Below are 13,696 nucleotides of genomic sequence, written 5' to 3' on the forward strand. Positions count from 1 at the left end.
GGTTTAGTTTTTAGGAGTGTTACCTTGGCTAACATTAAGTCTGCTAAGAAACGCGCTATTCAATCAGAAAAGCGTCGTCAGCAAAACGCAAGTCAGCGCTCAATGATGCGTACTTTCATCAAGAAAACCTACGCAGCAGTGTTAACTTCTGATGCAGTAGCTGCGCAAGAAGCGTTCAAGAAAATGGTTCCAGTGATTGACCGTATGGCAGACAAAGGTCTGATCCATAAGAACAAAGCTGCACGTCATAAGTCACGTTTAAATGCCCACGTTAAGGCATTGGTAACTGCTGCTTAATTGACACCAACAAAAAAACGCCGAAAGGCGTTTTTTTGTACCTGCAGTTTTGCTGATTGATATACATCCAACACCGGCATATTTGGCTGGTAGCAAAATGTAGTCAGGTCTATTCAGCATCATCGGATAAAATAAAAAAGCCAGCGAAAGCTGGCTTTTTATTATCCGAATACGAATGAACAGTCGCAGGCATTAGCCTCAATGTTATAACGGCATTTTAGCGCAATATAAATTGTGCATTAAACCAATCACAGCTTCCGCTTCTTTACTATTCATACTGTAAAACACTGTTTGAGCTTCTTTGCGGGTTTTTACCAGCTTGTTACGACGTAACAGCGCCAAATGCTGTGACAATGCCGATTGGCTGAGACCAAGCTTGTCATTCATTTCACCAACAGATAACTCCCCTGCCAGCAAATGACACAGAATGAGCAGTCGACGTTCATTGGAAACAGCTTTCAGTAGCTTTACCGCTTTTGCTGAATTATTCAACATATCTTGTAAGTTCATTTCAGTTACACCGTGCATGTCTAGACGTCTCATTATCTACCAGTAGCAACAAAAAACACAATAGATTAACTAGAAACAAATATATTTTTAACAAAAAAGATAAAGAAGCTTGAACTAATATTTTATTTTCATAAAAAGAACTGCTTCTCCGTGGCCTTCCATAGCCGTCAGCCTGAATGTTCAGGCTTGCTGACCGAAGAGTTGCTTATTATAACCCGCTAATACAGCAAAAACACACCTACGTTTTGTTAACTTTTGTTTCTATTCTTCTGCAACAACCCTAACATGACAAACAGCAACACGCAGAAATGAGTCAAAAACCACAAATACACCGATATGTTTACTGTTAGCCCATCTGAGTCGCGTGTTAGAGTCAGTCACTCTTCTTAGATATAAATCCACACGAGCGCTCATCATGTACCATCAAAAACTATTACTGACCGCGGCAGCTGTCTGGCTGGCGACATCGCCTCAAGCTGCAGTTGCCAATAATCAGCTGGCCTATCAACTGGTAGAAGAACTCACTGTTGAAATCGGCCCCCGCCTTGCAGGCAGTCCGGAAGATGCCAAAGCGGTAGCCTGGGCCACCAATAAGTTTAAATTGCTTGGTTACGACAAAGTCTGGACTGAGGAGTTCAAAACCCCGTTCTGGCAGCGTGGTCAGGCACGGCTACAGATCACCTCGCCTTTTCCACAATCGCTGGTCCTGACAGCACTTGGTGGTTCAGTGGGAACAGATGCCGGGGGTATTGAAGGCAGCGTGGTGATGTTTAACAGCCTTGACGAACTGATGTTGGCAAAACCTGAACAAGTACAAGGAAAAATTGTATTTATAAACAAGGCGATGCAAAAAGACAAAATGGGCTCACAATACGGCTCTGTTGTTGGCGCGCGCTCCAAAGGTGCCGTTGAAGCTGCCCGGCTTGGCGCTAAAGCACTGCTGATTCGCTCTGTGGGTACCAGCAGCAACAGATTTGCTCACACAGGCAAAATGAGTTACGAAGAAGGCGTGGCAAAAATCCCGGCTGCGGCCATATCAGTGCCGGATGCAATTCAGCTCAGTAAAATTTTAAACCGTGCGCCTGAAGCAAAAATCAATTTAACAATGCAGACACAAACGGAAGATGCAGTCAGCCACAACGTTATTGCCGAAATTACCGGTTCAGAGCGTCCCGATGAAATTGTATTAATCAGTGCACACCTCGACTCATGGGATCAGGGGACTGGTGCACTGGACGATGGTGCTGGTGTGGGGGTGGTGATGGCTACAGGAGCTTTATTAAAAAAGGCAGGCCAACCCAAACGCACAGTCAGAGTTGTACTTTATGGTAATGAAGAAGGTGGTCTGGTCGGCGCCAGAGCTTATGCGGCTAAACACGCATCAGAACTGAACAAGCACATACTGGCGTCAGAATCTGATTTTGGTGCCGGAAAAATCTGGCAGTTCGAAACAAAATTTGGCCCGGAGTCTTTAGCCAGCGCTGCACAAATCCAACAACAACTTGCACCTTTAGGGATCAAGCTAGGGGGGAACAAAGCTTATGGTGGTCCTGATGTTTCGGTGCTGGCCGCTTTAGGTGTGCCTGTTGTTTCTCTTGAACAGGATGGTACTGATTATTTTGATTACCACCACACACCAAACGATACGCTGGACAAAATTAATCCAGCTGATTTAGAACAAAATTTAAAAGCATGGTTGCTGATGACCAGAGCTGTGGCAGATTCTTCCACCGATTTTCGAAAATAAAAAGCCAGCCAATAAAAAGGCCTGAACAACATCAGGCCTTTTTTACGTTTTGCTAAAACAACAATTACAGGTGTGACATACGTTGTGCCTGTGGCACCTGATGTTTACGCTGACTGGAGCGCATAAAGAAAATCTGGGCTCCAACAACGATAAAAATCAGAGCAAAAGGATAAACAAACTGGTTTTGCGTTAACTGCCAGCACAATAAACCGGCAATAACATAAGCAAAAGGTTGCATCTCGTAAAGCCAGAATGGTAACCCTCCTGCTTTGAGATAAAATTTTTGCCGATCACCACGACGATGATCAGAACGCAGGATCCATACCAGAGCACCAGCCAGAATTAATATAGCGCCAGACAAGGCCGCGACATAACCTGGTGTAAATACAACAGCGGCAGCGCCTGCTGTCATATAGCCATAAGGCAGGGTTTCATACAGATAGCTTGGTAACATCGGAAACTCCTGAATCAGCGGTAGTACAAATCTCAGTGTAGAGCAAAAAATAACCAGCGCCAATGCAAAATTTATTTAAGCTGATCCAGGCAGGTGGCTTGATGGTAAAAGCACAGACTAACTTTGTTTGTCGATCGGCTGCCGGTATAATCCGGTAATGGTAAAAACTGGGATAAATAAGCATGGCCAATGATGATCTTGAGCTGTTTTTACAGGAAATGGCCGACGTAAAACCTCTCAAAGCCGATGTATTAACTGATGTGAATGGTGAACATGCTCCAACTTTGGCGCAACTGGCCAGACGCAAAGCGGCTGAATTAGAACCGGAATATGACGCCAACTACTTGAGTATGGAGTATGTCGATTTGGTGGCGCCGGATGAAGTTCTGGCTTACAAAAAAGACGGCGTGCAGGAAGGCGTTTATAAAAACCTGCGACTTGGCAAATATCAGGTAGATGCAACCCTGATGTTACTTGGCAAAAACCTGACTGAAGCCCGCCGTGCCTTGTTTGAGTTTGTGGCCGACTGTCACTTGCGAGGCATCCGCACTTTGCTGGTGCATCATGGTATGGGACGCGATAGCAAACCCCATCCGGCCATTTTAAAAAGTTATTGTTTTAAGTGGTTACAGCAAATTCCGGAAGTACTGGCTTGTCATAGCGCACAAAAAATTCATGGCAGTTCGGCCGCTACTTATGTGCTGCTGCAAAAAAACTCAGAGCAAAAAAGAGAAAATCGCGAAAGGCATCAAAAACGCTGATTCAGTTTTTCAGAATAACATCAGCGGTTTTTGCTGTAGCGTTGCAGTAACTTATATACGGTATATAAAAACACCCTCAGCTGAGGGTGTTTTTACCAAGACAAATTAAACATCTGCCTCAAAACAGGTTGCAAGCCTCGGCTGTGGTCAATACTGCCGATAACGCCATCAAAATCACCAGGATAGCGATTGCGGTAAAGCCAAAACCACGACTGGACGCTTTACTCATAAAAAACCTCTGCATTTTTATTTTTTTTATTACTCTTTTGGCCGCTGGGTAAACCAAGTCGACCTTAACGTCAAGCAGTGTAGACAGTTTTTTCGTTGGATACAACTGAGAAACATGGCTAAGTGCTTCATCTCCTGAGTTTTTTCGAATGCAGTTATTTTGTATGAAAATAATTCAGCCTGGACCATACATAAGGACGTGCCAAAGCAGCTTCGGGATAATCATCCGGCATTTTTTCTTCATGCTCTTCCTTGCTGACAATACTAAAACCGGCTTGTTGGTAGGTCTTCAGTGCTGATGGATGATCTTCAGAACAAGTGTGTAGCCAAACCCGGCTTGCCTGCCATTGTTGCGCCAGTGCTATTGCAGCTTGTGCCAGCATTTTGCCAAGACCTTTGCCAATAAAAGCAGGCAATAAACCAAAAAACTTCAGCTCAACACTTAAGTCATCATGCCGGCGCAGTTCCACAAAACCAGCCGGTGTGCCTTTTTGATACAACACAAAGGTGCGCACTTGCGCTGAGCTGACATAATCCAGCCATTGTTGATAATCCCAGCTCAGGCGGCTAAACCAGCGCCAATGATGCCCGACAGCACAAAATAAAAACTGACTGAACTCCGGACTTGGCAACTCTGCTTCTGTTAATACAACGTCTTGTGGCCACTGAGGTAACTGCAGCTGCGGCCCCTGATAATCCAGATACCAGGTGGTAATTTTTATCAACGACATAAAACTTCAAATTTTCCTTTTGATTTTATCGATAAGGGCAGCAATATGCTGCTGCGCTTCAGGCTGTTGTAAACTATGGAATTGTTGGCGAAATTCAAAAGCAACAGCGTCATCCTGTCTGGTGCAATGACGCATCGCCAGCATGGTATTTTTGGTTTGCCGTACCAGTTCTGTTGGTAAAGATTTTAAGCCGGCTGTCAGTTGTTTAGCCCGGGTAAGCAATTGCTCTTCCGGCCATAACTCTTTGATAAAACCAGCGTCCAGCGCCTGTTGTGCCGATAATCTTTCACCACAAAAAATCATTGCTGCCGCCTGTTGCCAGCCAACCAGTTGTGGCAATAACCAGGTGTGGCCACCGCCCGGGTGAATGGCCAGCTGGAAAAAGCGGCTTTCAAACCAGGCCTGTTCACTGGCAAGGCGAATATCACACGCCATCGCCAGATTCATCCCAGCCCCCAGAGCCGGGCCATTTAATAACGCAATAGTCAACAAAGGGCTATGTGCCACTGAGGTAAAAGCGGCATAAATTTGCTGCAGTTCTTCGCCATCTCCCAAAGATGCCTGCTGTAAAGCCGCTAAATCAGCCCCTGAGCAAAAGGAGTCATCACGGCCAGTCACAGCCAAAGCTTTGATATTGGGGTCCTTTGGTAAAGCGCTGACTGCGTCAGCAATGGCCAAAGCACTTTGGGGTGTCAGCAGATTACGCTTTTCCGCACTGTTGAGTGTAAGAACCGCCAGATGATCGTATTTTTCCAGTTGAAACGCAGCCATCAATAACCTCGTTGTTTGTCGACCAGATTGAGCATGGGTAAACCAGCCTGCACCCTTTGATAATTTTCAGCAATTTGCAAAACCGCCGTGTCGGCGTTGGTCACAGCAGAAATATGGGGGGTCAGCTTTATCGCTTTATGTTGCCAGAACGGATGTTCTGCCGGCAAAGGTTCTGTGCGAAACACATCCAGACAAGCAGCACTAAGCTGGCCATTGTCCAGATGTTGCAATAATGCCAGGTCATCTACTATAGCGCCTCTGGCTACATTCACCAGAATAGCGCCTGGTTTAAACTGCGATAACCTTTGATCATTCAGCAGATTTTCGGTGTGAGCCGTCAGCGGCAACAAACAAATCACCAAATCTGCCTCAGCCACAGCCTGCGCAAATTCAGCCTCACCTGCATAACAATGTACACCGGCAATTTGTTTGGCGGTGGCAGACCAGCCACAAAGCTGAAAACCCAATTGCTGAAAATACATCACAGCCGCTTTACCCAGTTCACCCAACCCCAACACACAAAGCTGCTGAATTTTCCGCGGGCTGCGTGCTTTCCATTGTTGCGTTTGTTGTTGAAGCGCAAATTGGTCAAAACGCAGCTGATAATGCAGCAGCACGCCATGCAGATAATTCAGCATAGATTTGGTTAAATCCGGGTCGACAATACGCGCCAGCGGCACATCCGGCAGGCTGCTATCACACAGAATACTGTCCACGCCGGCGCCAAAAGACTGCAGCGCTTTTAAATTGCTAAAAGTAGCCAGGCTTTGTGCAGGCTGGCGCCAGACTACAGCAAAATCAACAGCTTCAGGCTGATGAATATCAGGCCAGATTTGAATATCAACACCGGGCAGTTGCTGTTGCAGTTTTTGTTGTAATTGTTCAAGTTTACGGTCCGGGATCACCAGGGCAATAGACATACATACTCCTTCGGCCAATACCGCATTCTAACAAAGCAACTCTGTGCGTCCAGCCTGTTATCGGCCGCGGCGCTCTAACCCGCGCTCAGTTGCATCGGGGCTCTGCCCGACACGGCTCTGCAAAATGTTCAGCAAACTGCCATAAATTTGTGACCTTTATGTCATACAGCCCGCTTAGCCTGAACCCAGTTACCGGCAAAGCGGAGTGGGCAATGATTAACGTTGATCAGGTAGTGGCACAACATCTGCCACAGTTACAGCAAAAACCCTGGCTGGAAAAACCAGTCAAAGGGGCGTTAAAACATCTGCTACATGAGCAGGAATTTGCAGCCTTTTCAGAGCGTTACCCGCATTTACAAGGCATAGAATTTATTGAGCAGGTGTTGCAATATTTTCACTTTAGTTATGCCGTACGCGACAACGAACTGGAACGTCTTCCCACCCAGGGTCGGCTGGTGATTATTGCCAACCACCCTATTGGTTCACTCGATGGGTTGGCACTGGTGAAGTTAGTGCACGAGGTAAGGCCGGACGTAAAAGTAGTTGCTAATCAGCTGCTAAGCGCTGTGACGCCGCTGCACCAACTGCTATTGCCAGTGAATAATATGCAAGGTGGCACTGAAAGGCGTTGCCTGGATCGGATCAGCCAGCATCTGGCCGCCGAAGGTGCTGTGATTGTATTTCCGGCCGGTGAAGTGTCCCGTCTGAAACCTAACGGCATTCGTGACGGTAAATGGCATGCCGGTTTTTTACGTTTTGCCAAAACCGCCAAAGCGCCGGTGCTGCCGGTGTATATCGACGCCCGCAACTCGGCGCTGTTTTATGGCGCTTCGATGCTGTACAAACCTTTAGCCACTATGTTGCTGGTGCAGGAAATGTTTAAACAAAAACATAAAAGCATTGGCATTCGTATTGGTGAACTTATTCCTTATGACAGCTTTGCCCAGCTGCCGCTGGAAACTCAGGCTTGTGTAAAACTGTTTAAAAAACATCTGTACCGGCTTGGTAAAGATAAAAGTCCGCTGTTTAAAACCCAAACCGCTATTGCCCACCCGGAAGACCGGTTGGAGCTGAAAAAAGCTATTCAAAACTGCCCTTTGCTGGGTGAAACCGGTGATGGTAAACAAATTTATCTGTACCAGTCGGCGTTAAGCTCGCCCATTTTGCGGGAAATTGGCCGGCTGCGCGAAATATCCTTCCGTGCTGTGGGTGAAGGCAGTGGCCTGCGCCGCGACATCGACCGGTTTGACAGTTATTACGAGCAGCTCATTTTATGGGACAAAGACGAGCTGGAAATTGTGGGGGCTTATCGTTTTGCCAATACCGCTGATGTGATAGCAGAGCATGGCATCGAAGGCTTATACACAGCGTCGTTATTTCGTTTTAGCGACGAAATGACGCCTTATCTGGCGCAGGGGCTGGAGCTTGGCCGCAGTTTTGTGCAACCCAAATATTGGGGCAAACGTAGTCTCGACTATTTGTGGTATGGCATTGGCGCTTATTTAAAACGCCAGCCACAAATACGTTATTTATTTGGCGGTGTCAGTTTATCCAATGCTTACCCCAAAGCTGCCCACGATTTGCTGGTATATTTTTACACTTTGTATTTTTGTGAAGAAAACGACAGTGCAGTGCCTAATCTGCCCTATCAGCTGCCTTTTGAAACTTTGGAGCAGCTGCAACAACACTTTAGCGGCAATAACTATCAGGCCGATTTTACCCAGCTGAAACACTTGCTGGCGCATATGGGGCTGAACGTGCCCACGCTTTATAAACAATACAGCGAAATTGCCGAACCAGGTGGTGTGCAGTTTTTAGCTTTTGGGGTGGATCCGGACTTTGCCGATTGTGTCGATGGCCTGGTGCTGGTGGATTTAACCATGCTTAAACACAGTAAAAAACAACGTTATCTTGGTGAAACAGAGCCGGAGTTAACAACAGAGTGACAACATCAGAAACCCAATAAAAAAACCGCCAGATGGCGGTTTTTTTATTGGGTTATGTTTTATCTATACATGCTGCTTAGTTTTTTGGTACTGAGCCTTTTAAACCATAAAAGCAGATATAAGCATAACAAAACACCGGCAAAATAAAGGACAGCTGCAAACCAATACTATCTGCCAGCACACCTTGCAGCAGCGGTACTATAGCGCCACCCACAATAGCCAGACACAAAACACCACTGCCCTGACTGGTGTATTTACCAAGACCGGTGACTGCCAGACTAAAAATGGTCGGGAACATAATAGAGTTAAATAAACCCACCGCCAGAATAGCCCACATCGCCAGAGCGCCAGAGCTGCTCATCGCTAACACTACTAATAACGCAGCAGCAATAGCATTAAAAGCCAGCACTTTACCTGCCGCAATTTTTTGCATCACTAAAGCACCAATCACCCGGCCAACCAAAGCACCACCCCAATAATAACTAATGTATTTGGCAGCATCGGCTTCAGCCAAACCGGCAATGTCCGGCTCACCAAGGAAATTCACCAAAAAGCTGCCGATGGCCACTTCACCACCGACATAGACAAAAATACCTAATGCACCCAACATTAAATGGCTGTATTGCCAGGCTGACCCCGGGTTGGCATCTGCTACTTCTGTTTGATGATGCTCTGTTACTTTTGGCAGTTTTAAAATCGCAAAAATAACCGCCAATACTAATAAAGCAGTCGCCAGCATCAGGTAAGGCACCTGCACTGCCGCAGCTTCCTGCGCTTTAAATTCTGCACTACCCACTTCAGCAGTAGCTGCAGCCAGAATAAGTAAACCACCAAACCAAGGGGCAATAGTGGTGCCGAAAGAGTTAAAAGCCTGGGTCATGGTTAAACGGCTTGAGGCAGTTTCTGCTTTACCAAGGGCCGTCACATAAGGGTTTGCTGCCACCTGTAAAATAGTGATACCACCGGCCAGCACAAACAAAGCCCCCAGAAATAACGGGTATTGCTGCATTGAAGCGGCCGGATAAAACAACAAACAACCGGCGGCGGCAATGATTAAACCAATCACAATACCACGCTGATATCCGGCTTTTTTCACCAGAAAACCGGCCGGAATAGACACCAGAAAATAAGCACCAAAAAAACAGAACTGGATCAACATGGCCTGGGTATAGTTCAGGTCAAAAACGTTTTTCAGATGCGGAATTAAAATATCGTTTAAACAGGTAATAAAACCCCAGATAAAAAACAAAAACGTCAGGCTGGTCAGAGCAAAATGATAATTTTGTCCGGCTTCGCCCTGCGCTGCGCTTGCGCTGGTCGGTGTGGTTACTGACATACAATTTCTCTTGTTATGGTGTGTCTATCCTGTGATGTACCCAAGGTGCGCTTTTGCAGCTCTCTCCCCTGCCAAGCTTGATTGCCAAGGCCTGCACGCACATTAAGCTGTTTGTACTATACGCGCAGGCAACAGGAATGCAAAGCACCGCTCCTTGCATACGTATGTAATTTTTCAACAAAGTGCGGCAAGTGCAACCATCACTAAACTTTGTTTTACATCAAATTCTGCCCGGAAAATGAGGAATACCTCCATTGTTCTTTGATCCAGCCCAAAGTTTTTTATCTGCCAAAGCGCACAATGCCCGCAGTTGCAAAGACGCACAAATCCCAAGGAAAACAAAGATGAAAACAGCTATCAGCGCCATGGTTCTGGCTATCGGCACTCTTTCAGCAGCCCCTGCTTTTGCCGGCTTTTCTGTCAATCTTGGCGCCATCAATGTTGCGCCAAATGACAGCAGCAGCTCGCTTAATGTGGTGGAACAAGTGGCTGGTTTACCTGCTGGTTCAACAGCGGTGTCAGTCAATAACAATACACAATTGGGTTTAACACTGGATTATGCCGTTAATAAAAACTGGACTGTGGAGCTGATTGCCGCCACCCCTTTTAGCCATGATATTGAAGTGAAAGGCTCGGCTATTGATGGCTTGGACATTGGCAATACCAAACATCTACCACCTACCTTATTGGCGCAATATCACTTTGATTTAGGCGACAGCAAGTTTGACCCTTTTGTTGGTGTTGGTCTGAACTACACCAAATTTTTTGACTCATCCGCTTCCGGCACCTTAAAAAGTACACTGCAGGCACTGAAAGTCACTGCCGCTTCTGATGATGTTGATCTGAAGCTGGATGATAGTTTTGGTTTAGCCTTGCAGGCCGGTGTGAACTATCAAATAAACCCAAACTGGGGTGCCCATTTTATGGTCAGCAAAATGGACATTGATACCACAGGCGAAGTGAAAGTGAACGGGACCACCATTCAGAGCGTTGACGTACAAATTGACCCTCTGGTGGTGATGGTTGGCGTACGCTGGACAATGTAAAGCGCATTAAACAACCACACAAAGAAAAACAGCGGCATAAGCCGCTGTTTTTTTATCTACTACCGCACCTGAAACCTACCGCAATAAAAAACCAGCCGCAGCTGGTTTTTTTATCAGAAAGCATCGACGCTATTGCCGCAGCAAATCACGCCAGGCGGATATTAACCCAGCCAAACCCGCGCGTTACGGAACATGCGCATCCACGGGCTGTCTTCCTGCCATTCATCCGGATGCCAGCTGTTGCTGATTGCGCGGAACACCCGCTCAGGGTGTGGCATCATAATAGTGGCACGACCGTCGGTGGTGGTGAGTGCAGTAATACCGTTGGCTGAACCGTTCGGGTTGTTCGGGTATTGTTCTGTGACCTGACCATGGTTGTTCACAAAACGAAGCGCTATAGTGCCGCTTTGCTCAGCTGCTGCTAAAGCTGCTGCATTGGCAAACTCTACATGACCTTCACCGTGCGACACCGCAATTGGCATCTGTGAACCGGCCATGCCAGCCATCAGCACCGACGGGCTTTGCTGCACTTGCACTAAGCTAAAACGTGCTTCAAAACGGTCTGATTTATTGCGCACAAAACGTGGCCATAACTCAGCGCCTGGAATAAGCGATTTCAGGTTCGACACCATCTGACAACCGTTACAAACACCCAGCGTGAAAGTGCTGTCGCGTTCAAAGAAACGGGCAAACTCACTGCGGGCTTTGTCGTTAAACAGAATGGACTTGGCCCAGCCTTCGCCGGCGCCTAATACGTCACCGTAAGAAAAACCACCACAAGCCACTAAACCGTTAAATTCCTCCAGGCCACGACGACCTGACAGAATATCCGACATATGCACGTCAACTGCGGTAAAACCAGCACGGTTAAAGGCGGCAGCCATTTCAACGTGGGAGTTGACGCCCTGCTCACGCAGCACGGCAATGCGTGGTTTGGCACCTTTAAGGATATAAGGTGCTGCCACATCTTCATTTAAATCAAAGCTTAACTTCACGTTAAGGCCCGGATCGGTTTTATCTGACTTAGCCACAAACTCTTGTTTGGCACAATCCGGGTTATCACGCAGCGCCTGCATCTGGTACGTAGTTTCAGCCCAGATAGAACGTAAACGGGTACGTGAGTCGCTGAAAATGACCTTGCCAGCACGTGCCACCACCAGCTCATCGCTGCTGTTTACAGCGCCTAAAACATGGCTGTTGGCTTTGAGGTTAAAGTCGGCCAGCACTTGCTGCACATAAGCAAGCTCAGTATCAGCCACCTGAACCACAGCGCCCAGCTCTTCGCTAAACAGCACAGCCAAATCGCTCTGTGAGCTTTGACCTAAAGCAGCCACATCAACTGTCCAGCCTGCTTTACCGGCAAAAGCCATTTCGGCTAATGTCAGCAACACACCACCGTCAGAACGGTCATGATACGCCAGCAGTTTTTGCTCAGCCGTCAGTTTCTGCATAGCGTTAAAGAAGTTGATTAACAAATCTGGTGTGGCTAAATCAGGAGCTGTTTGACCCAACTGTTTGTACACCTGGGCTAAACAAGAAGCACCTAAGCGGTTTTCACCAAGGCCTAAATCAATCAACAATAAAGACGAAGCACCTTTGTCGGTACGTAGTTGTGGCGTCACAGTTTTACGCACATCTTCAACACGGGCAAAAGCGGTGATCACCAATGACAATGGCGAAGTGACGGCTTTGTCTTCACCGTTTTGTTGCCATTTGGTTTTCATCGACATTGAGTCTTTACCAACAGGAATGGTCACTTCCAGCGCCGGACATAACTCTTCACCAATGGCTTTTACAGCAGCATATAAACCAGCGTCTTCGCCAGGGTGACCGGCGGCTGACATCCAGTTGGCAGACAATTTAATGCGTTTTAACTCGCCAATATCAGTGGCTGCAATATTGGTAATGGCTTCAGCCACTGCCAGACGGGCTGATGCGGCAAAATCTAACAACGCAACAGGCGTACGTTCACCCATCGACATGGCTTCACCATGATAAGTGTCCAGTGCCGCTGTGGTTACAGCGCAGTTGGCAACTGGTACCTGCCATGGGCCAACCATTTGGTCGCGCGCCACCATACCGGTGACAGAACGGTCACCAATGCTGATCAAAAAGGTTTTTTCGGCAATGGTTGGTAAACGCAACAAACGCTCAGTGGCATCTTTCACGCTGACACCGGCAAAATCCAGCGCCTTACCAACTGTTTGTTTTGATTCAACATCGCGGTGCATTTTTGGCGCTTTACCAAGCAGCACTGACAGCGGCAGGTCGATTGGCGTATTGCCAAAATGTTTGTCCGACAGCGTTAAGTGTTTTTCAGCTGTTGCTTCACCCACAACGGCATAAGGGGCACGTTCGCGTTTACAGATTTGCTCAAACACCGGCATTTTGTCAGCCGGAATGGCCATCACATAACGCTCTTGTGATTCGTTACACCAGATTTCCAGTGGTGACATGCCTGGCTCGTCGTTTGGCACGTTGCGCAGTTCAAATTTACCGCCCACACCACCGTCGTTCACCAGTTCTGGGAAAGCGTTGGATAAACCACCTGCACCCACGTCGTGGATAAAGACGATGGGGTTGTCGCTGCCCAACTGCCAGCAGCGGTCAATCACTTCCTGACAACGGCGTTCAATTTCCGGGTTCTCGCGTTGCACTGAAGCAAAATCTAAATCTTCTGCCGATTGGCCTGAAGCCATTGACGAAGCAGCACCACCACCGAGGCCGATATTCATCGCCGGGCCGCCCAGCACCACCAGCTTGGCACCAACAGGTAAATCACCTTTTTGCACGTGTTCAGCACGGATATTGCCAAGACCACCGGCCAGCATAATTGGCTTATGGTAACCACGAACTTCGTCGCCGTTATGGCTTGGCACCATTTCTTCATAGGTGCGGAAATAACCTAAAATATTCGGCCGGCCAAATTCGTTGTTAAAAGCAGCGCCA

12 protein-coding genes are annotated in these 13,696 nt (G+C 47.3%); 5 read left to right on the plus strand and 7 right to left on the minus strand.

From position 1 onward, the window contains the following. Window positions 1-24 precede the first annotated feature (24 nt). Window positions 25-297: a 30S ribosomal protein S20 gene (gene rpsT / locus RCH83_RS12470; protein ID WP_068067404.1), complete on the plus strand. Its 273-nt coding sequence runs from the start codon at window positions 25-27 to the stop codon at window positions 295-297. Window positions 298-501: 204 nt separating this feature from the next. Here the strand turns inward: rpsT and RCH83_RS12475 are convergent, their stop codons facing one another. Next, entirely contained in the window at window positions 502-807 is a 306-nt protein-coding gene (locus RCH83_RS12475) for a metalloregulator ArsR/SmtB family transcription factor (protein WP_306522560.1), read from the minus strand. Window positions 808-1,222: 415 nt separating this feature from the next. Here RCH83_RS12475 and RCH83_RS12480 point away from each other — a divergent pair, with 415 nt between their 5' ends. After that, window positions 1,223-2,554 (plus strand): M28 family peptidase, encoded by a 1,332-nt coding sequence (locus tag RCH83_RS12480; RefSeq protein WP_306522562.1) that lies wholly within the window; start codon window positions 1,223-1,225, stop codon window positions 2,552-2,554. Window positions 2,555-2,618: 64 nt separating this feature from the next. On the opposite strand, the gene RCH83_RS12485 is transcribed toward RCH83_RS12480, so the two are convergent. Continuing rightward, a complete protein-coding gene (locus RCH83_RS12485) occupies window positions 2,619-3,008 on the minus strand; it encodes a hypothetical protein (protein WP_306522564.1) in 390 nt (129 codons plus the stop codon). A 182-nt stretch (window positions 3,009-3,190) separates the two neighbouring features. Here RCH83_RS12485 and smrA point away from each other — a divergent pair, with 182 nt between their 5' ends. Beyond that, a complete protein-coding gene (smrA, locus tag RCH83_RS12490; RefSeq protein WP_306522566.1) occupies window positions 3,191-3,769 on the plus strand; it encodes a DNA endonuclease SmrA in 579 nt (192 codons plus the stop codon). A gap of 383 nt (window positions 3,770-4,152) precedes the next feature. On the opposite strand, the gene RCH83_RS12495 is transcribed toward smrA, so the two are convergent. Genes RCH83_RS12495 through RCH83_RS12505 form a run of 3 tightly spaced genes read right to left on the minus strand, consistent with a single transcriptional unit; the run spans window position 4,153 to window position 6,419 of the window. Continuing rightward, the gene (locus RCH83_RS12495) at window positions 4,153-4,728 is read right to left on the minus strand and encodes a GNAT family N-acetyltransferase (RefSeq protein ID WP_306522568.1); all 576 of its coding nucleotides are present in this window, start codon (window positions 4,726-4,728) and stop codon (window positions 4,153-4,155) included. Window positions 4,729-4,734: 6 nt separating this feature from the next. Next, entirely contained in the window at window positions 4,735-5,499 is a 765-nt protein-coding gene (locus RCH83_RS12500; RefSeq protein WP_306522570.1) for an enoyl-CoA hydratase-related protein, read from the minus strand. After that, the gene (locus tag RCH83_RS12505) at window positions 5,499-6,419 is read right to left on the minus strand and encodes a glyoxylate/hydroxypyruvate reductase A (protein ID WP_306522573.1); all 921 of its coding nucleotides are present in this window, start codon (window positions 6,417-6,419) and stop codon (window positions 5,499-5,501) included. Before RCH83_RS12505 ends, RCH83_RS12500 begins: the two co-directional genes overlap by 1 nt. Before the next feature lie 212 nt (window positions 6,420-6,631). Between RCH83_RS12505 and RCH83_RS12510 the strand changes: the two genes are divergently transcribed. Further along, window positions 6,632-8,365 carry a lysophospholipid acyltransferase family protein gene (locus tag RCH83_RS12510; protein WP_306522575.1) on the plus strand — a complete coding sequence of 578 codons (1,734 nt, stop codon included), beginning with the start codon at window positions 6,632-6,634 and terminating at the stop codon, window positions 8,363-8,365. Window positions 8,366-8,441: 76 nt separating this feature from the next. Here RCH83_RS12510 and RCH83_RS12515 read toward each other — a convergent pair whose 3' ends face one another. Next, the gene (locus tag RCH83_RS12515; RefSeq protein ID WP_306522577.1) at window positions 8,442-9,701 is read right to left on the minus strand and encodes a sugar MFS transporter; all 1,260 of its coding nucleotides are present in this window, start codon (window positions 9,699-9,701) and stop codon (window positions 8,442-8,444) included. A gap of 344 nt (window positions 9,702-10,045) precedes the next feature. On the opposite strand from RCH83_RS12515, the gene RCH83_RS12520 reads away from it, so the two are divergent. Beyond that, window positions 10,046-10,747, plus strand: a complete 702-nt coding sequence (locus RCH83_RS12520) for an OmpW family protein (RefSeq protein WP_306522580.1) — start codon at window positions 10,046-10,048, stop codon at window positions 10,745-10,747. A gap of 161 nt (window positions 10,748-10,908) precedes the next feature. On the opposite strand, the gene purL is transcribed toward RCH83_RS12520, so the two are convergent. Next, window positions 10,909-13,696, minus strand: a 2,788-nt coding sequence (gene purL / locus RCH83_RS12525; RefSeq protein WP_306522582.1) for a phosphoribosylformylglycinamidine synthase, incomplete at its 5' end; no start/stop codon positions are given.

Origin of the sequence: Rheinheimera sp. (assembly GCF_030824435.1) — a bacterium.
Lineage (GTDB): Bacteria > Pseudomonadota > Gammaproteobacteria > Enterobacterales > Alteromonadaceae > Pararheinheimera.